Annotated in this window: 16 protein-coding genes; 8 read left to right on the top strand and 8 right to left on the bottom strand. The window is 58.2% G+C overall.

Annotated features, from left to right (window positions below):
- Positions 1-19: 19 nt before the first annotated feature.
- The 8 genes from mtnC to smrA all read right to left on the bottom strand — a co-directional run bounded on the left by mtnC (position 20) and on the right by smrA (position 6,531).
- The gene (gene mtnC, locus msub_RS00465; RefSeq protein WP_048494206.1) at positions 20-712 is read right to left on the bottom strand and encodes an acireductone synthase; all 693 of its coding nucleotides are present in this window, start codon (positions 710-712) and stop codon (positions 20-22) included.
- Positions 709-1,269, bottom strand: coding sequence for a 1,2-dihydroxy-3-keto-5-methylthiopentene dioxygenase (locus msub_RS00460; protein ID WP_048494205.1), 561 nt, complete (start codon positions 1,267-1,269; stop codon positions 709-711). The genes mtnC and msub_RS00460 overlap by 4 nt, the downstream gene beginning before the upstream one ends.
- Positions 1,266-1,892 (bottom strand): methylthioribulose 1-phosphate dehydratase, encoded by a 627-nt coding sequence (locus msub_RS00455; protein WP_048496899.1) that lies wholly within the window; start codon positions 1,890-1,892, stop codon positions 1,266-1,268. Before msub_RS00455 ends, msub_RS00460 begins: the two co-directional genes overlap by 4 nt.
- 50 nt (positions 1,893-1,942) lie before the next feature.
- On the bottom strand, positions 1,943-2,932 hold the full coding sequence (locus msub_RS00450; protein WP_227506594.1) for an XdhC family protein: 990 nt from the start codon (positions 2,930-2,932) through the stop codon (positions 1,943-1,945).
- 1 nt (position 2,933) lies between these two features.
- Complete coding sequence (locus msub_RS00445) at positions 2,934-5,138, bottom strand: xanthine dehydrogenase family protein molybdopterin-binding subunit (RefSeq protein WP_048494204.1); 2,205 nt, start codon at positions 5,136-5,138, stop codon at positions 2,934-2,936.
- 1 nt (position 5,139) lies between these two features.
- Positions 5,140-5,616, bottom strand: a complete 477-nt coding sequence (locus msub_RS00440; protein ID WP_048494203.1) for a (2Fe-2S)-binding protein — start codon at positions 5,614-5,616, stop codon at positions 5,140-5,142.
- Between the two features lie 78 nt (positions 5,617-5,694).
- On the bottom strand, positions 5,695-5,886 hold the full coding sequence (locus tag msub_RS00435; RefSeq protein ID WP_048496897.1) for a membrane lipoprotein lipid attachment site-containing protein: 192 nt from the start codon (positions 5,884-5,886) through the stop codon (positions 5,695-5,697).
- A 63-nt stretch (positions 5,887-5,949) separates the two neighbouring features.
- A complete protein-coding gene (smrA, locus tag msub_RS00430; protein WP_048494202.1) occupies positions 5,950-6,531 on the bottom strand; it encodes a DNA endonuclease SmrA in 582 nt (193 codons plus the stop codon).
- 170 nt (positions 6,532-6,701) lie between these two features.
- Here smrA and msub_RS00425 point away from each other — a divergent pair, with 170 nt between their 5' ends.
- From msub_RS00425 to msub_RS00390, 8 genes are all read left to right on the top strand, one after another.
- On the top strand, positions 6,702-8,618 hold the full coding sequence (locus msub_RS00425) for a putative nucleotidyltransferase substrate binding domain-containing protein (protein ID WP_048494201.1): 1,917 nt from the start codon (positions 6,702-6,704) through the stop codon (positions 8,616-8,618).
- A 17-nt stretch (positions 8,619-8,635) separates the two neighbouring features.
- Positions 8,636-9,343: a 3'-5' exonuclease gene (locus msub_RS00420; RefSeq protein WP_048494200.1), complete on the top strand. Its 708-nt coding sequence runs from the start codon at positions 8,636-8,638 to the stop codon at positions 9,341-9,343.
- Positions 9,344-9,556: 213 nt separating this feature from the next.
- Positions 9,557-9,823 carry a DUF4212 domain-containing protein gene (locus msub_RS00415; RefSeq protein ID WP_048494199.1) on the top strand — a complete coding sequence of 89 codons (267 nt, stop codon included), beginning with the start codon at positions 9,557-9,559 and terminating at the stop codon, positions 9,821-9,823.
- Between the two features lie 6 nt (positions 9,824-9,829).
- Positions 9,830-11,596 carry a sodium:solute symporter family protein gene (locus msub_RS00410; protein WP_048494198.1) on the top strand — a complete coding sequence of 589 codons (1,767 nt, stop codon included), beginning with the start codon at positions 9,830-9,832 and terminating at the stop codon, positions 11,594-11,596.
- 98 nt (positions 11,597-11,694) lie between these two features.
- Entirely contained in the window at positions 11,695-12,201 is a 507-nt protein-coding gene (locus msub_RS00405) for a hypothetical protein (protein WP_048494197.1), read from the top strand.
- 88 nt (positions 12,202-12,289) lie between these two features.
- Positions 12,290-15,808: a hybrid sensor histidine kinase/response regulator gene (locus tag msub_RS00400; protein ID WP_048494196.1), complete on the top strand. Its 3,519-nt coding sequence runs from the start codon at positions 12,290-12,292 to the stop codon at positions 15,806-15,808.
- Positions 15,805-17,442 carry a tetratricopeptide repeat-containing response regulator gene (locus msub_RS00395; protein WP_048494195.1) on the top strand — a complete coding sequence of 546 codons (1,638 nt, stop codon included), beginning with the start codon at positions 15,805-15,807 and terminating at the stop codon, positions 17,440-17,442. The genes msub_RS00400 and msub_RS00395 overlap by 4 nt, the downstream gene beginning before the upstream one ends.
- A complete protein-coding gene (locus tag msub_RS00390; RefSeq protein WP_048494194.1) occupies positions 17,439-18,119 on the top strand; it encodes a sensor histidine kinase in 681 nt (226 codons plus the stop codon). Before msub_RS00395 ends, msub_RS00390 begins: the two co-directional genes overlap by 4 nt.
- Positions 18,120-18,178: the final 59 nt, after the last annotated feature.

The following is an 18,178-nucleotide window of genomic DNA, read 5'->3' as shown; positions in this document are numbered from 1 at the left end:
GTTAATCGGGGGCGCGGGGCTACCGCTGTTGCAGCAGGCGATCGACCTCCGCGAAATCACGGGCCACGAAGCGTTCGGTTTCGGGCAGGTCGCCCTCCCGGACCAGCCAGGCAGTTTGCATGCCTGCCGATTCGGCCGCCGCCAGCTCAGCTTCAACGTCCGACAGAAAAAGCACGGTATTGGCTTCAACACCGAGCTCCGCCAGAATGTTTCGGTAGGCGCCAGCCTCCTTCTTGGCACCGATCCGGGTGTCGAAATAGCCGGAGAAAAACGGCGTGAAATCACCCTCCGTGGTAAAACCAAAGATCAGTTTCTGGGCCTTGACCGACCCGGAGGAATATACGAACAGGCGCAGGCCCCGATCATGCCAACGCTGGAGATAATCGGCGGCATCGCTATAGATATGTCCTTTCAACTCCCCGTTCTGGTAACCCTGCTCCCAGATCATCCCCTGCAAAGCCTTGAGCGAGGTTTCCTTGCGGTCCTCGCGGATCCAGCCCTGGAGAACCTCGATCAGCCCCTCCACATTCCCACGGGCCAATCCGGATTTCTCCGCCACCGCATCAAGCTGCTCGGCCACCGCCGGATCATCCTGGTGCCGGGCACGAACAAAGTCGGCCAGGTGCTCGCTGGCGTAGGGAAACAGGACATCGTGGACAAAGGAGATGGAACTGGTGGTGCCCTCGATGTCCGTGAGGACCACCCGGATCATCCCGATGCTCCTGCCAGTGCCTCATAGCGCGGCAACCGTGTAGCAATGTCCTCGCCGGTGAACTCGGCAACCCAGCCCTCAGGATTGGAGAACAGGCGAATACAGGTGAATTCCGGCTCCGGCCCCATATCAAACCAGTGCCGTGTGCCATCCGGCACGCTGATCAGGTCGTTCTTCTGGCACAGCACGGCAAACACCTCGTTGCCGAAATGCAGATAGAACAGGCCCTGCCCCCGGACAAAGAAACGCACCTCATCCTCACTGTGTGTGTGCTCATCCAGGAATTTTTTCCGCAACGCCTCTTTCTGGGGGTTATCCGGGTTCAGGCTGATCACATCGGCAGTCTGGAAGCCGCACTCCGCTTTCAGTTTTGCCACCTCATTGCTATAGGCTTCCAGGATCTGGTCCTGGGAGGCGTCTGCCGGAAGATCCCGGGTGTGCCATTGCTCGAAGCGAATGCCCTTGCCGGCCAGCAGTTCCCGGATTTCGGACGGATTTTCGGTGACCGTGCGGGCGGTCTCGGGCTGGCTCTGATCAAAGATACTCAAGGTAGTCATGGTCGAACCCTCATGGTTTCAAGCTCACATTCAAACAGGAATTCAAAGGCCTCAACATGGCGCAGACAGTCGGCCATGGTCTTTCCCCAGGTGTAGAGACCGTGGCCGCGAATCAGGTAACCGGGCTGTTCCGGATGGGCGCGAAACCAGTCCCGGGTCTGCTGCGCCAGAGCACCTATATCCTGGGTATTGTCGAAAACCGGAACGGTCAACACCGACTCATGGGTTTCAACGCCGGCAAAGGCTTTCTGGAGTTCATAGCCTTCCAGTTCCAGTGGCTGGCCCGGGGTCAGCAGCCGGCTCAACACGGTTGCCTTGACCGAATGGGTATGCAGCACCGCGCCAACATCGGGAAAAACCTCATACAATATGGTGTGCAACCGGGTTTCCGCCGACGACCGGCAGGCACTCTGCACCGCCCGGCCCGCCAGATCCACCACCATGACATCGCCCGCACCGAGTTGCCCCTTATGGCGACCCGACACGGTGATGGCAATGTGCTCCCCGTCTATGCGCGCCGAGTAATTGCTGCTGGTCGCCGGCGACCAGCCTTGCTGGTACAGAAAGCGCCCGGCTTCAACAATCGCCTCGGCGGCCACGGCGTATCGGGTTACATCAAACACGGCTTCTCTCCCGGGGTTGTGGGTGCCTTCGACGGGCTCAATTGCCGACATTATAGGGGTGCAGGGGCGGCCCGCAAATGGTGTCGTACGGCAATCAGATCGGCGACCACCGATATGGCAATTTCTGCGGGTGTCTTGCTGGGAATATCGACGCCAATGGGGGCCCGCAAACGCTCAAGAACCCGGGCTTCGATGCCCAGGGACGCCAGTCGTTCGCGCCTGGCCTCCGAAGTTCTCCGGGACCCCATCGCACCAATGTAAAACGCTTTCGAGTGCAGCGCCGCCAGTAACCCCATGTCGTCGATACGTGGGTCGTGGGCCAGGGCAAGAATGCCGGAAAACTCGTCGTTGAAGTCTTCGGCTATCAGGTCATCAGGCAAGCGCCGGTCCAGCGGAATATGCCGGTATCCCCAGCCGTCGGCAAAGGCTTCCCGGGGTTCACAGAGGGTCACGGAAAAATCCGCCGCTGTGGCGAACTCGGTGACGTAACGGGCCACCTCGCCAGAGCCAATCAGCAGCAGCCGGCACTCTGGTTGCAGCGAGTGCACCATCAGCTCACCGTCAAATGTTACAGACGAACGATCCCTGGATTGCCGAAACTCAAGTGTCGCCTCACCCTGCAGCGGCACCCGCCGGATAACCGGTTCGCGACTGGTCAACGCCTCCGCCAAGGCACGGACATGGTCTTTTCCAGCCGCACTGTGAAGCGGCTCGACAAGCAGGCGGATGCGGCCACCACAGGGCAACTGGAACTGATCGCGGTCGTCGTCGGAAATGCCGTAATCAATCAGTACAGGATGCTCCGGCCCCTTGTCGGCCGTGCGTCTGAGCAGATCTTCTTCCAGACACCCACCAGACACCGAACCGCTCCACTGGCCGGATTCACCAATGGCCAGCCAGGAACCCACGGGGCGCGGTGACGAACCCCAGGTTTCCACAATGGTGCACAACCAGGCGTTCTGGCCCTGTTCCAGCCAGTTCGCGATGTCGCGAATCACGGACTGATGGCCAGCGGCCAGCGAGGATCGGGAAGCATCCATATCAGCCCTCCGCTTTCAGTGGCAGACGGCGCTGGCGTTTACCGGTCAGGGCAAACAGGGCGTTGCCCAGGGCCGGAATCACCGGCGGCACGCCCGGCTCGCCGACACCGGTTGGCGCTTCGGCGCTGTCCAAAATATCCACCACCACCTCCGGGCGCTCGTACTGGCGCATTAACCGGTAATCATGGAAATTGCTTTGCTGCGCTTCGCCATTTGTCAGGGTGATTTCACCATAGAGCGCGGCGGTCAGGCCAAACAGGATGCCGCCTTCGATCTGGTCTTCCACAATGCGGGGGTTTACGACCTGGCCGCAGTCCACGGCACAGGCCACCTTGTAGACCCGGATCGCTCCGTTCTCGACTCCGGCCTCGACAACCTGCGCCACATAGGTCCCGAAGCTCCGCATCAGGGCAATTCCCCTGGCCCGGCCCTGCGGCGCGGGCTCCGCCCAGTCGGCCAGGCGTGCAGCACGGTCGAGCACCGCAAGGTACCTTGGCTCGGACGCCAGCAGCCGGCGCCGAAACCGGTAGGGATCCTCTCCGGATTCATGGGCGAGTTCATCCATGAAGGTTTCCACAGCAAAGCCATTATGGGAATAGCCCACCGATCGCCACCAGGTGATGGGTACGCCGGGATCCGTGTGGGTGTGGCGGATATCGATGTTGTCCACCTGATAGGGGTACTCAATGGCCCCTTCAATGGCGGACATATCCTTGGGCGTGGCAATGCCCTCCGCCATCAGGCCCACCTTGCCCAGGGTGTCGTACATGAATTTCGGCGCCCAGGGGAACTGGGCTGGCGCGGCGTTACGCACGAACCAGCCGAGAATCTGGGGGCCGACGATCTGGTGGTGCCAGCCGGTCAGCTCACCGCCGGAAAGGCTCGCCTTCATCCGGTGCAGCATGGCCGGGCGATAGAGGTCATGTCGGGTATCTTCTTCCCGGGACCAGATTACTTTGACCGGTCGCCTGACCCGATACGCCAGGGCGGCCGCTTCTTCAATGTAATCCTGCGTCAGCCGGCGGCCAAATCCACCTCCCAGGAAGGTGGTGTGAATCGTGACATCCTCCGGCCCCAGGTCAGTCGCCCTGGCAACCGCGATGCGACCAAGATCCGGCGCCTGGGTCGGTGCCCAGACCTCCATGTGATCATCCCGATACCAGGCGGTGGCATTCATTGGCTCCAGGGTGGCGTGGGCGAGATAGGGCTGAGCATATTCAGCTTCCAGCACCCGGTCCGCTCCTTCCAGCACGCCGTCGAAGCTGCCTTCGCTGCGCTCTGACTCACCCGGGTTGTCATCGGCTGCAGCGCGATACGATGCAAAGACATCATCCGTGGATACCGAAAGCGCCCCGGAAAAATCCCAGTCGACCGTCAATGCTTCCTGGGCCTTGCGGGCACGCCAGTATTTATCGGCAACCACCGCGACACCCCGGTCGGTTTCGAATACGTCAAGCACTCCGGTCATCGACCGGACTTCATCACCATTAAAACCAAGCACACGGCCCCCGTGCCTGGACGGCCTGGCGATCACGCCGTAGACCATGTCTGGCAATTCCATGTCTATGCCATACACCGCCGTGCCGGTAGATTTGGCCCTGGCATCCAGCTTGCCCCGGTTTTTGCCAATGTACTTCCATTCATGGCGGGGTTTGAGGGCAATGTCTCCGCGCACCACCTCTTTTGCAGCCAGCTTTACCAGCTTGCCGTAAGCCATGGAATCCATGCCGTTGGGGTGCACCACCCGGCCTTCACTGGCGCTGCATTCTGCGGCATCCACCTTCCAGACCCGGGCAGCCGCCATTACCAGCATCTGACGGGCTTGCGCCCCGGCAATTCTCAGGGGCTCCCAACTGGTCGCCATGCTGGTGCTGCCGCCGGTGAGCTGCAGTTTATACAGGGGGTTACGGTATTCATCCGCAACCGGTGCGAAACGAGGGGTGATTCGCTCCGGCGCTACTTCCAGCTCTTCGGCAATCAGGGTGGTCAGGCCAGTATAGGTTCCCTGCCCCATTTCAACGCGTGCCAGGGTAAAAAACACGTCATCGGTTTCGGTCAGTTCCAGCCAGGCATCCGGGCGCCATTCACCGGATTCCGGCTTATAGCCGGTCTGGATTCCGGAACATCCCGGCAGCGCCAGGGAAACCACCAGGCTGCCGGAGGCGCCAGCGCTGACTTTGAGAAAATTCCGTCGATTCAGAGCCATCTCACGCCTCCTGGCCGTTTGATGGGCCAGCGGCGACGGATTCCACCGCGGCAATGATCCGGGAGTAGGTTCCGCACCGGCACAGGTTACCAGCCATGGCGGCAACAATGTCGTCCCGCGACGGGGCCGGATTGCTGGCCAGCAAGTGTGCCGCACTCATGATCTGTCCTGACTGGCAGTAACCGCATTGTGGAACACCCTGCGCAATCCAGGCTTCCTGCAGGGCGTGAAGCCGGTCACTGCCACCCAGCCCCTCAATCGTCTCCACCCGGCCACCGGCCGCCATTTCAACCGGCGTTGAGCAGGACCGCGCGGGCTGGCCGTTCAGATGCACGGTGCAGGCACCGCAGAGCCCGGCCCCACAGCCGAATTTGGTGCCTTTCAGGCCCAGTTCATCGCGGATTACCCACAGCAGCGGCGTATCCGCCTCCACATCCAGCGAATGTTGCTGCCCGTTGACTGTCAGCCTCAATGCCATTCCTGCGCTCTCCCCTGGGCGCCCTGGTTCGGGGCGCCGGATTTATCGTTCTTTTGTTTTGGCGGAATCAATCAACTGTTACTTGATGACTTCCTCACCTTCCTTGTTGACCCAGATTTTGCGCTCGCCGGATTCCAGTTTGCCATTGGCATCCCAGACCTCCCGATTCGTGGTCGCCTCTTCCACCTTGCCGTTGTCGTTCCAGATAACTCGATCCTTGCAGCCAGCCAGCGCCAGCATTGCGCATACAACCAGGATTGCTTTTTTCACGACGATCACCTCCGTTCGGCCATGTAACTGGCCACATTTTAAAGACATCAGAAACTGGAGCCGTCACCGGCTTCCGTGAATCTCACGATTATGCTGCTTGTCCCGTTCGCTCTTTCGCACCATGACATAAACCGCTCCGGTGCCGCCATGGTGTTTCTGGGCCGAATGGAAGGCCATAACATCCGTAAGCTCTGGCAACCACTTGGCAAGGTAGCTTTTCAGTTGGGCAACGCCATCCGGATTGCGCTCCCCCTTGCCATGCAGAATGATCACTGAACGCAGGCCATAGCGCACACAATCACCGACAAACGCAAACACCTCCCTGCGAGCCTGTTCCACCGTCATCCGGTGCAGATCGAGGCGGGCTTCAATGGGGTATTGTCCGAGCCGCAGCTTACGGAATACGCCATGCTGAATACCCGGGCGCTGCCAGCTCAGTACGTCATGGGCGGTGAGCGGTTCGACCATTTCGGATGTCAGCGGGTTGGTGTCCCGGACCGGGCTTTCCACGGCGGCCCGCTGGCGCTCAAGATGACCGGGCGTCAGTTCACGGGGTGTTGAAACCTCGGCGCGGTTGGGCTTGCGAATACGCCGGACATCTTTCATTTCCTCAAGGAAGCTGAGGCGTTCGTCTTTGGTAGTCATGGCATTACAATTAATGACCCGATTCAGGAGACGACTTTACCACCCGGCCCACCCGCCTTAAAGAAAACTGATCCGGGCCAGTCCCCTTGCGACCAAAATCTTAGGGCTGCAAGCGCATGTGGTGAACTACACTTCAGGCGGACAATAACAACCAGCGAGTGACAAAGGATATGGCCGCAGCGAACCAGGAACATGAGCACCCCCAGAACATCCGCGCCACCATGACGTTTCTGCGGGAGCATGCGCCTTTTTCCAGCATGGACGATGCGCATCTGGCGCACTTCGCGGAGAACGCCTCTATACAGTTCTACGCCGACGGCGACGTTGTCCTCTCACCCGACCAGGGCGTTGTAAAACGATTCTACGTCGTCAAACAGGGGCGGATTCGTGGCGAGCGCCATAATGACAAGGAAGACCGGACCGAGACCACCTTCGAAATCAGTCAGGGGGAGTGCTTTCCGCTCGCCGCCATCATAGGCGAACGACCAACACGAACCCTGCACCGGGCCTCCGGCGATACGTTTTGCCTCAGCATCGGGCAGGCGGCCTTCGTGAACCTGTTTGCCGAGAGCGAGCCGTTCCGGGATTTCTGCCTGCGGGGCGTCAGCAGCCTGCTGGATCAGGTAAACCGCCGAATTCAGTCCAGCGCCATGGCGTCGATGGGTTCCAGTACCTCCCTGGATACGCCACTGGAACGCTATGCCCTGCGCAACCCGATTGTCTGCTCTGCGGACCTGCCGGTTCGCAAGGCCGTGGCCCGGATGCATGAAAACAATGTCGGCAGTATTATTATCACCGACGACAGTCGTCATCCCGTCGGCATCTTTACCTTGCGGGACCTTCGCACGATGATTGCCGAGGACAAGGGATCACTGGATACACCGATCCGCCAGGTGATGACCCGGGATCCTTCCTGCCTGCCGGCCCAGGCCGACGCCTTTGAAGCGGCCATGCTGATGGCCGAGCATCATTTCGCCCATTTGTGCGTGGTCGACGACGAGCTCAAGCTGATTGGCGTGGTTTCAGAGCGTGACCTTTTCTCGCTGCAGCGCGTCGACCTGGTCAACCTGGCCCGCACCATCGGCACCGCCACCCACCTGCGCACTCTGGTGAGCCTTCGCACAGAGGTCTCCCGCCTGGTGGACGCCATGCTCGCCCATGGGGCCGACTCCGGGCAGGTGGTCAAGATTATTACCACCCTGAACGACGTCACCGTGCGACGGGTTCTGGAACTGAACATCAAGAAGAACGATCCGGGCATCCCCTTCACCTGGCTTACCTTTGGCAGTGAGGGTCGCCAGGAGCAGACGCTGCTGACCGACCAGGACAACGGCATCCTGTTCCAGACTCCGGAGGGCATGACCGACAACCAGGTACGGGAGATTCTCCTGCCGTTTGCCCTCAGGGTGAACGACGAACTGGCGGAATGCGGGTTTACCCTTTGCAAGGGCAACATCATGGCCAGCAACCCCAAGTTGTGTCTGAGCGACCGGGAGTGGGACGACTGGTTTATCCGGTTCATCGATGCCTCAACGCCGCAGAACCTGGTGTACTCCTCGATCTTTCTGGACATGAGAGCGGTTTTCGGCCCCACGTTGCCGCTGCAAGCCCTGCTCGAAAAGGTTCTGTCACGCATCCGTAAAAACCTGCTGTTCCAGAAAATGCTGGCGGGCAATGCCTTCCAGCGCAAGCCCCCGCTGACCATGTTCCGGAGCTTCCGCTACCTTTCCGAGGGCAACAAGCGTGCGCTGGATCTCAAACGCCAGGGCCTGGCGCCCTTCGTGGAAGCCGTCAGGGTTTTCGCCCTGGCCAACGGCGTAGAAACGGCCAACACCCTGGAGAGGATGGATGCGCTGGCGAAGAAGGGCGTGTTCGATCCCAAGGACGCCAACGCCTGGAAGGAAGGGTACAGCCTGATCCAGGCCATCCGGATGCGGGCCCATCAGGAAATGCTGGCAAAGGGTGAGGAACTCACCAACTATATCGATCCTGATGACCTGAACCCTCTGGACCGTCGCATCCTTCGGGAATCATTCAGGCAAGCCCAGCGTTTGCAGCAGAAACTCGAACTCACCTATCAACTCTGACCCTCGGGCAACGCCACATGCTGGAACAGATCAGACAATGGATTGCGCATCGCCGGGGCGGAAAAATTGGCAGCCACGACCCGGGCAACCTGCCCCATCCGAAGACACCGGGTGACCAGTTGCTCTCCGATTGTCGGCTGGTGGTGCTTGATCTTGAAACCACGGGGCTGAATGCGGCAAAGGATGAGGTGATCGCCATCGGAGCGGTAGCTATCCGGGGTGGCATCATCCACCTTGGCGACCAGTTTGATCTGATTCTGCGGCGCCCTGAGCTGGACATCCGGGAAACCGTCCTTATTCACGGGATCGGGCCCGAGGCACTGACCCAGGGACACGAAACCGAGGACGCCCTGCTCTATCTGCTTGAATGGATGAACGGCGACCCGATCCTGGCGTATCACTCAGCCTTTGATCAGAAGTTTCTGGAGAAAACCCTGCGAGCCCAGCTTGGCTACACATCAAACCACACCTGGATGGACGTCGCCGACCTGATGCCCGCCTTTTTCCCCGAGGCAAATACCGGCGGCAAAGGGCTTGACCACTGGGCGGAGTATTTCCGCCTGGAGGTCAGCGAACGGCACCACGCCGCTTCCGACGCACTGGCAACTGCCGAGTTAACGCTGGCAGCCCTGAACAAGGCCCAAAAAGGCGGCGTAAAAACCCTGAAGGATCTGCATCAAAAGCTGCATTACCACCGCCGTCTCAAAAACATGCATCGCTTTTGATTCTAAACCACGAACGGGCTCGCAGAATTTCATCAAATGTGCGGCAAATTACTGAGAATTAGACCTTTTGCCAATATCTATAAATCGCTTGACCGGTAAAGTCAGTAGAGACAACTAGTCGGAGAAGTACTTATATGAATAATAAATTCTCTAACCGAAGTGCCTCACCAGAAATCCACCCAACCTCCACAAAAACAACACAGGAGTGATCCTATGTCAGCAGGTCATAGCTACGACGCTGAGAAGTACTGGAAGGCGAATCTGCGCCTCATATTCGGGAGTCTGATTATCTGGGCCCTGGTTTCTTATGGCTTTGCCATTCTGCTTCGACCAATGCTTGCCGGCATTCACGTCGGTGGAACGGACCTGGGCTTCTGGTTTGCCCAGCAAGGTTCCATTCTTACGTTCATCGTCCTGATCTTCTTCTACGCCTGGCGTATGAACAAGATCGACGAACAATTCGGCGTGCACGAGGAGTAAGCAGCGATGAGCCAATTTGCGATTAACCTGATTTTTGTAGGGGGCTCCTTCCTCCTCTACATCCTTATCGCTATCTGGGCCAAGGCCGGTAGCACGAAGGATTTCTATGTCGCCGGCGGCGGCGTTCACCCGATTACCAACGGTATGGCGATCGGTGCAGACTGGATGTCAGCGGCGTCCTTCATTTCCATGGCTGGCCTGATTGCCGCCGGTGGTTACGCCAACTCTACCTTCCTGATGGGCTGGACCGGCGGTTACGTTCTGCTGGCCATGCTGCTCGCTCCGTACCTTCGGAAGTTTGGCAAGTTCACCGTTCCCGAGTTCATCGGTGATCGCTTCTATAGCAAGAATGCCCGCCTGGTGGCGGTTATCTGCCTGATCGTGGCGTCTGTCACCTACGTAATCGGTCAGATGGCCGGTGCCGGTGTTGCCTTCTCCCGCTTCCTGGAAGTAGACGCCACCATGGGTCTGATCATCGCCGCAGTGGTGGTCTTCGTGTACGCCGTACTCGGCGGCATGAAAGGCATCACCTACACCCAGGTTGCCCAGTACTGTGTACTGATCGTCGCCTACACCATTCCGGCAGTTTTCATCTCAATGCAACTGACCGGCAATCCCATTCCGGCCCTGGGCCTGTTCTCCACCCACGTGGATTCCGGCATGCCCATCCTGGACAAACTGAACCAGGTTATCACCGACCTGGGCTTCAATTCCTATACTGCCGATATCGACAACAAGCTGAACATGGTTCTGTTCACCCTGACCCTGATGATCGGTACTGCAGGTCTTCCCCACGTCATCATCCGCTTCTTCACCGTACCTAAAGTCGCTGATGCCCGCTGGTCTGCAGGCTGGGCTCTGGTGTTCATCGCCCTGCTGTACCTGACTGCACCCGCAGTTGCTTCCATGGCGCGCCTGAACCTGATGACCACCATCTATCCGGATGGCACCTCCGCGGCGCCGATCCAGTATGATGAGAGGCCTAACTGGATCAAGGAATGGGAAATTACCGGCCTGATCCAGTACACGGACAAAAACGAAGATGGCCGCATCCAGCTCTACAACGATGCGCCCTCCTTCGAGCAGGAAGCGGACCGTCGTGGCTGGAAAGGCAACGAGCTGGTAGTTAACCGGGACATCCTGGTGCTGGCCAACCCGGAAATTGCCAACCTTCCGGGCTGGGTTGTTGGTCTGATTGCAGCCGGTGGTCTGGCAGCGGCACTGTCGACGGCGGCAGGTCTGTTGCTGGCGATCTCGTCGGCTGTCAGTCACGACCTGATCAAGGGTTCGATCAACCCGAATATCTCGGAGAAAGGCGAATTGATGGCTGCCCGGATCTCCATGGCCGTAGCCATCGTGGTAGCCACTTACCTGGGCGCCAACCCTCCGGGCTTTGCGGCACAGGTGGTGGCACTGGCGTTCGGTATTGCCGCAGCCTCGCTGTTCCCGACACTGATGATGGGTATCTTCTCCAAGCGGGTGAACAACAAGGGCGCAGTTGCCGGCATGCTGGCAGGCCTGGCCTTCACCCTGACCTACATCTTTGTATACAAGGGCTGGCTGTTCATCCCGGGCACCAACAACCTTCCTGATACTCCGGAAAACTGGGTACTGGGCATTTCGCCGCTGTCTATCGGCGCGATTGGTGCAGCCGTCAACTTTGCGGTAGCCTTCATTGTGTCCAACGCAACTGAAGAACCGCCCATTGAGATTCAGGAGTTGGTTGAAAGCGTTCGTTACCCACGTGGGGCGAGTCAGGCTCAAGACCACTAAGCAGCAACTCAACCTGATTCACTCAATGAGTTAACGGGTTGAAACTGGGCGGGCTTCCTCAATGAGGAAGCCCGTTCTTTTTTTGAGGAAGTCGTTTTATGTTCTGGAATCTGATTGCCACTGTCTTTTGCGGCCTCGGCGCTGCCGGCATCGCCCTGGGTATCCGCGCCGTCAGCCGTAACAAGGCGCCCCGGTGGCTGATACCGGTATTCGCCGGCGCCGGCATGCTCGGTTATCTCATCTATGGTGAATACACCTGGTACGACCACAAGAAAACGCTGCTGCCAGAGGAGGCTATTGTCGTCGACACTGAAAGCGATGGGATCCTGTGGCGCCCATGGACCTTTGTGTTCCCCTATGTCACTGCATTCTCGACGGTGGATGTTAAGAGTATCAGTCGTGACACCAGCAACCCGGATATCGTGCGCTTCACCCTTTACCGGTTCGAACAGAAACTCGCGGACGCTGTCTCTCACCGGGTCCACATCATGAATTGCCAGTCCCGTGAACTGGTGCCCCTGGGCTCGGATGGAACGCCCCGGGTCGATAACATGAAAATCCTGGCGCCTGACGATCAACTGGTTGAGACGGTTTGCACAGACTAGCGACCCGACCGGGTAATTCGTTAATCTACTGCAAAACGCAGTGGTCCGGGCTCAGGATCCGGTACTGGTTTAACGGGAAGCGCTTTTGATGATTAGTGCCTGGCTACTGGTTCTTATCTCAATCACCTACATTTCAGTCCTGTTTGTGATCGCCTGGGCGGGCGACAAACATCCGGGGCTGTATCGCCGGCGCCTGGCACGAACCCATATCTATGCCCTGTCACTGGCAGTTTACTTTACCTCCTGGACCTTCTACGGTGCTGTTGGCCGAGCCACCCAGGAAGGCCTCGGCTTTCTGCCGATCTATCTCGGGCCGCTGCTGGTCTTCGTTTTTGGCGCGCCCCTTCTACGCCGCATTATTTACATCAGCAAGCGCAATAACAGCACCTCCATCGCCGACTTCATCGCCTCCCGTTACGGAAAATCCCAACTACTGGCCGCAATGATTGCGACCTTTGCGCTGATTGGCAGCGTTCCCTACATTGCCCTGCAGTTGAAAGCGATTGCCATGGGATTCAACGTGCTGTCAGCGACGGGCGCAGGGCATGCAGAACTGAGTTCGGCAGCCTGGAACGATTCCGCCTGGTACATCACCTTGGCGCTGGCAGTCTTTACAGTGCTTTTTGGCACCCGACACCTGGAGTCCACGGAGCACCACAGAGGCATGATCCAGGCGGTTGCCTTCGAATCACTGATCAAACTCGTGGCTTTTGTTGCCGTTGGGCTTTTCGTGGGCTACGGGCTGTATGGCGGGTTCGGTGACCTGTTTGCCCGGGCCAGAGAAGCAGACCTGATTGGTACGCTCACTACCAACGGCGTCGAGGCCCCGGCGTTTATCACCCAGACTCTGATCGCGATGCTGGCAATTATCTGCCTGCCACGGCAATTCCATGTCATGGTCGTGGAAAATACTGATCATCGCGATTTCGAGATTGCCCGCTGGGCAATGCCCATCTACCTCATCGTTGCCAGTGCATTCGTGCTTCCCATCGCTGCCGCGGGACTTTTATCGCCGGAAGCAGCAGCAGGCAACCCTGATATCCTGATCCTGCAACTGCCAATCATGGCAGGTAAGGAATGGCTCGCCATATTGGCCTTCCTCGGTGGTGGTTCGGCTGCCGCTGCCATGGTCATAGTCTGTTCGGTCGCTATTGCCACCATGGTCAGTAACGAAATCATCATGCCCGCCCTGCTGAAATTCTTCCGGCCAGGCATGAATCGGCGTAACGACCTCAGTTATCTGCTGCTGAGCATCCGGCGGGTGGCCATCTTTGTGGTTCTTCTGACGGCCTACGGTTTCTATCGAATGGCCGGGGAAGACTACAGTCTCACGGCCTTCGGGTTGCTCTCTTTCGCTGCAGCCGCACAGTTTGGGCCAGCGCTTGTCGGCGGCATAATCTGGCGAAAAGGCAATTACACGGGGGCGGTATGGGGCCTCGGGCTGGGCTTTCTGATGTGGTGCTACACCCTGCTCCTGCCCGCCCTGGCAACCACAGGATGGGTAACCGATACCCTGATAAACCATGGCATCTGGGGCCTGAGCTGGACCCGCCCCACCGCGTTATTCGGCTCAGAGCTGGACCAGACCAGCCATGGCATTATCTGGAGCCTCGGTATCAATACGGTGGTCTACATCGTACTTTCGATGCTGACCCGTCAGCGGGTGCGCGAGAAAATCCAGATTGCGTCTTTTTTTCACGACCCCCACCCCAGGGCGGAAACTGCCCAGCACCAGAGCTGGCAAGGCGAAATCCTGACCTCCGATCTACAGGCCCTGACGGACCGGTTCATGGGTGAGGATCGCTCGGAAACAATTTTCCGGAACTACGAGCGTCGTAACGCCATCCGGTTGCATCTGCACCGGCCCGCGTCAGCCCACCTCATGAAGTATATCGAACGTCAGTTGGCTTCGGTAATCGGGGCATCCACGGCGCGGGTGGTACTCGAATCCACTCTGACCGGCCGTGATATGCAGATCGAGGATGTGGTCAGCATTGTCGACGAAGCCTCACAGGCCATGACCTTCAGTCGCGAGCTACTGCAGTCGGCCATTGAAAATATCAGCCTGGGCGTTTCTGTGGTTAACCACCAGCAACAACTGGTGGTCTGGAATCACCGCTACCTTGAACAGTTTACCTACCCCAAGGGCTTTGTGAGAGTAGGACGCCCGGTGGAAGATCTGATGCGGTATAACCTGACGAACGCCAACCTGTCGGCCCGCAGAATTGACGAAGTGATCGCGGACCGATGCGCCAGCATGCGGGAGGGGCGCCCCATGTCCTATGAGCGGCAGCGGCCGGATGGCACTGTCCTCAGGATAGACGGCAGCCCTATTCCCGGCGGTGGTTATGTCACGACATTCCAGGATATTACCGCCATGCGTCGGACCGAGCAGGCTTTGAAGGAAACCAACATTTATCTGGAACAGCGGGTAAAAGAGCGAACCCAGGAACTGCAGGTCATCAACGAACAGATGCTCAAGGCAAAATCGGTTGCCGAGCAGGCCAACCAGAGCAAGACCCGGTTTCTGGCATCCGCCAGTCATGACCTGCTGCAGCCTCTCAATGCGGCCCGGCTGTTTACCTCGGCCCTGGCAGGCAAGGCCGAGAACACCGAGATGAAAGATCTGGTCACCCATATCGACAGTTCTCTCGGGGCCGCTGAAGAAATCATCAGCACACTGCTTGATATTTCCAAGCTCGATGCCGGTGCGCTGGAGCCGGACATCGGAGTCTTCCCCGTCAACGACATCATGCGCCATCTGGCCACCGATTTTTCAGCGATTGCTGCGGATCAGGACCTTGAACTACATGTTGTACCCAGCAGCGTCTGGATCCGGTCAGACGCCAAATTGCTGCGCCGTGTGATCCAGAATTTTCTGTCCAATGCCATACGCTACACCCCGGAAGGCAAGATTCTGCTTGGCTGCCGGCGATTGAAGGGGTATCTCCGTATCGAGGTCTGGGACACCGGTCCAGGCATACCCGACGACCAGCTGGCCCATATTTTCGAGGAGTTCCGCCGCTTCCAGCACGGCAGAGACAAAAAAGGTCTTGGGCTTGGCCTGGCCATCGTGGACCGGATCAGTGGCATGCTGAACCACCCGGTCAGCGTGCATTCGGTTCAGGGCCGTGGGAGTGTGTTTGGAATCACTGTACCCGTCGCGGCACCGGAGCAGAGCGAACCCTCTGTCACGAAATCTGCCTCCAGCTCGCGGCGAGTGTCTAACCTGGGTGGCCTGCATTTCCTGTGTATTGATAACGATCCTGCCATCCTGCAGGGCATGGTGGCGTTGCTGGGTAACTGGAAGTGTGACGTAACGGCGGCGGAAAGCCTCAACGATGCCATGGAAAAACTGGCCGGCCAGAAGCCGGACATTATACTTGCCGACTACCAGCTGGATGATAACAAGAATGGCCTGGACGCCATGGACGGCATCCGCGATGCTCTCAGCGAGGATATCCCGGGGATACTGATTACCGGGTATATGGCGCCGGACGTTCGGGAAGATGCCTTGTCCCGTGGCTACCAGATTCTCTACAAGCCGGTAAAACCCGCGGCCTTGCGCGCATTGGTTAACAAGTTACTCAAGCAGAAACGCTCATGACCGACCCCAAAGCTGATCTCAATCCGTTCGGAAAACTGACCTACCTGATTATCGATGACTTCGAGAACTTCCGTTTATCAATACGGCAGATGCTCCGTAGCTGCGGGGCTGACAAAATCGAACTGGTCGCTCACGCCACCCCGGCGATTCAATACTGCACCTACAACCACGTTGATGTAGTGCTCTGCGACTTTAACCTTGGCGAGGGCAAAAACGGCCAGCACATCCTGGAGGAACTACGCCACAAAAAGCTCCTGCAACGGTCGTCCCTGTTCCTGATGGTAACCGCAGAAACCTCCAAGGAAATGGTCATGGGCGCCCGCGAATATCAACCGGACGCCTACCTCACCAAACCGATTAACCGGGCCGTTCTTGAAAAGCGCCTGGAAAGCCTGATCAGCCAGCGCAATGCCCTCATGCCCATCAACCGGGAAATGGACCGGGAAAATTATCCGGAAGCCATTTCCCTGTGTCTTCAGGCATTGCCTCGACAACCCCGCTACAAAACCTGGCTGATGAAAACCCTGGGGGACCTGTATTTCCGGCTGGGTGACCTGGCCCACGCCATCAAGGTCTATGATGAAGTTCTTGCCCAGCGCGAGCTCTCCTGGGCAAAACTTGGCCGCTGCAAGGTACTTCTCGCCAAACGAAGCTTCGACGAAGCCGTAGAGGGCCTCCGTGAGCTTATCGCCAAACATCCGGACTATATGGAGGCTTACGATCTTCTGGCGGAGGGGCTTGAACGTCAGGGTCGGCCAAGCCAGGCACAACAAATCCTCGAGAAGGCCACTGAGCACTCGCCGAACGCCCTGCTCAGACAAAAGCACCTGGCAGAACTGGCGGGTTCCAATCAGGATATGGACACCGCGTCCGATGCATGGCGCCGGACCGTTGAACTGGGCACACATTCGATTCACGACAGCTCTGCCCACTACCTGGCGCTCGGCCAGACGCTTTCGGATCTGAGCGAGGGCGACCAGGAAGAGGACGGCGCCGTCCGGGCAAAGGAAGCACTTGCCGTACTCAAGAAGATGGAGAAGCGGTTTGCGGAAGAGGAAGGCATCAGTGTCCGCAGCCAGATCATCCAGTGCCGGGTGCTTGCAGGCCAGGGCCAACACAGACAGGCCGAAAACATTCTAGAAGCAATCCGCCCTGACCTTGAAAACACCTCATCGCTGGATGCGGACACCGGCCTCGACTATGCAAAAACCCTGTTCCGACTCAACCATGATGCCGAGGCAAAGCACCTGCTTGCAGATATGGCCCAACGCTGCAGTGAGGACCCTGAAACTCTGCAGAAAATCGAAAACCTTCTGGATGAACCTGTGGGATTCCGGCAGAAGATCAAAGCCCGTACGCTGAACCGGGATGGCATCAGGGCGTTCGAGTCAGGCAACCTGCAGGAAGCTGCGGAGACCTTCGCCAGGGCCCTGGAAATCGTGCCGGAGCACGCCGCCCTGAACCTTAACCTGGTTCAGGTACTGATGAAGGAATACGACAGCAATCCGGCGGCCTCCGGCCTGCTCAGTCGCTGTCAGTCCTGCCTGGACCGGTTATCCGGCCTGCCCGAACAACACCGTCAATACCGGCGTTATATCGCCTTACAACGCAAGCTCAAGGGGCTGATGGAATGAACAATCAGAACATAGATTTTTCGATGGTCCTTGCCTCCGCGGTTCACGATATGAAGAACTCGCTTGGCATGCTCCTGAACTCCCTGGACGAGCTCAGGAGCGAGCAACAGCATAGCCTGGGAGAATCCCCACGCTTCAATACCCTGCAGTATGAAGCAGAGCGCATGCATAACGATCTCGTTCAGCTCCTGGGTATCTACCGCCTGGGCGAGAATAATCTGTCCGCTCACATTGAGGAACATTTCGTTCCAGACTTCCTCTCAGAGCACCTCGCCCGGCATACACCCTTGCTTGAGGGGCTAGGCATCCACTGCTCCATCGAAGCCGACGACATTAACGGTTTTTTCGACGAGGACCTTTTGACCGGTGTATTGAACAACACCATTAACAACGCCATCCGTTATACCAGAAAAAAAATCCGCCTCACCGCCGGTGAAAGGGAAGGCTATCTTGTGATCGGGGTCGAAGATGATGGAGAAGGCTACCCGGAAAGTATGCAGCACGCCGGTACCCTGAATTTCAAATCCCTCGATTTCAAAAGCGGCAGTACCAGCCTGGGACTGTTTTTCGCATCCTCCGTTGCCAGGCTTCACAGCGAGGGAGACCGAAGCGGCTCCATCAAGCTGCATAACGGAGGAAGCCTGGGTGGTGGGGTGTTCGAGATCTGGCTGCCATGACAAACGCGTTTTAAACCAAGATTTCCCAAATTCCGGGCAATAAAAAACCCCAGCATCGA

The sequence above is a fragment of the Marinobacter subterrani genome (genome assembly GCF_001045555.1).
GTDB classification, from domain to species: Bacteria; Pseudomonadota; Gammaproteobacteria; order Pseudomonadales; family Oleiphilaceae; genus Marinobacter; species Marinobacter subterrani.
Note: the sequence above shows the minus strand (reverse complement) of the source record. Positions and strands in the feature narration are given on the sequence as shown.

Excerpts from the sequence above, each read along its gene's own strand:
- mtnC (WP_048494206.1), bottom strand. The coding sequence starts at position 712 with ATGATCCGGGTGGTCCTCACGGACATCGAGGGCACCACCAGTTCCATC.
- msub_RS00460 (WP_048494205.1), bottom strand. The coding sequence starts at position 1,269 with ATGACTACCTTGAGTATCTTTGATCAGAGCCAGCCCGAGACCGCCCGC.
- msub_RS00450 (WP_227506594.1), bottom strand. The coding sequence starts at position 2,932 with ATGGATGCTTCCCGATCCTCGCTGGCCGCTGGCCATCAGTCCGTGATT.
- msub_RS00445 (WP_048494204.1), bottom strand. The coding sequence starts at position 5,138 with ATGGCTCTGAATCGACGGAATTTTCTCAAAGTCAGCGCTGGCGCCTCC.
- msub_RS00440 (WP_048494203.1), bottom strand. The coding sequence starts at position 5,616 with ATGGCATTGAGGCTGACAGTCAACGGGCAGCAACATTCGCTGGATGTG.
- smrA (WP_048494202.1), bottom strand. The coding sequence starts at position 6,531 with ATGACTACCAAAGACGAACGCCTCAGCTTCCTTGAGGAAATGAAAGAT.
- msub_RS00425 (WP_048494201.1), top strand. The coding sequence starts at position 6,702 with ATGGCCGCAGCGAACCAGGAACATGAGCACCCCCAGAACATCCGCGCC.
- msub_RS00420 (WP_048494200.1), top strand. The coding sequence starts at position 8,636 with ATGCTGGAACAGATCAGACAATGGATTGCGCATCGCCGGGGCGGAAAA.
- msub_RS00415 (WP_048494199.1), top strand. The coding sequence starts at position 9,557 with ATGTCAGCAGGTCATAGCTACGACGCTGAGAAGTACTGGAAGGCGAAT.
- msub_RS00410 (WP_048494198.1), top strand. The coding sequence starts at position 9,830 with ATGAGCCAATTTGCGATTAACCTGATTTTTGTAGGGGGCTCCTTCCTC.
- msub_RS00405 (WP_048494197.1), top strand. The coding sequence starts at position 11,695 with ATGTTCTGGAATCTGATTGCCACTGTCTTTTGCGGCCTCGGCGCTGCC.
- msub_RS00400 (WP_048494196.1), top strand. The coding sequence starts at position 12,290 with ATGATTAGTGCCTGGCTACTGGTTCTTATCTCAATCACCTACATTTCA.
- msub_RS00395 (WP_048494195.1), top strand. The coding sequence starts at position 15,805 with ATGACCGACCCCAAAGCTGATCTCAATCCGTTCGGAAAACTGACCTAC.
- msub_RS00390 (WP_048494194.1), top strand. The coding sequence starts at position 17,439 with ATGAACAATCAGAACATAGATTTTTCGATGGTCCTTGCCTCCGCGGTT.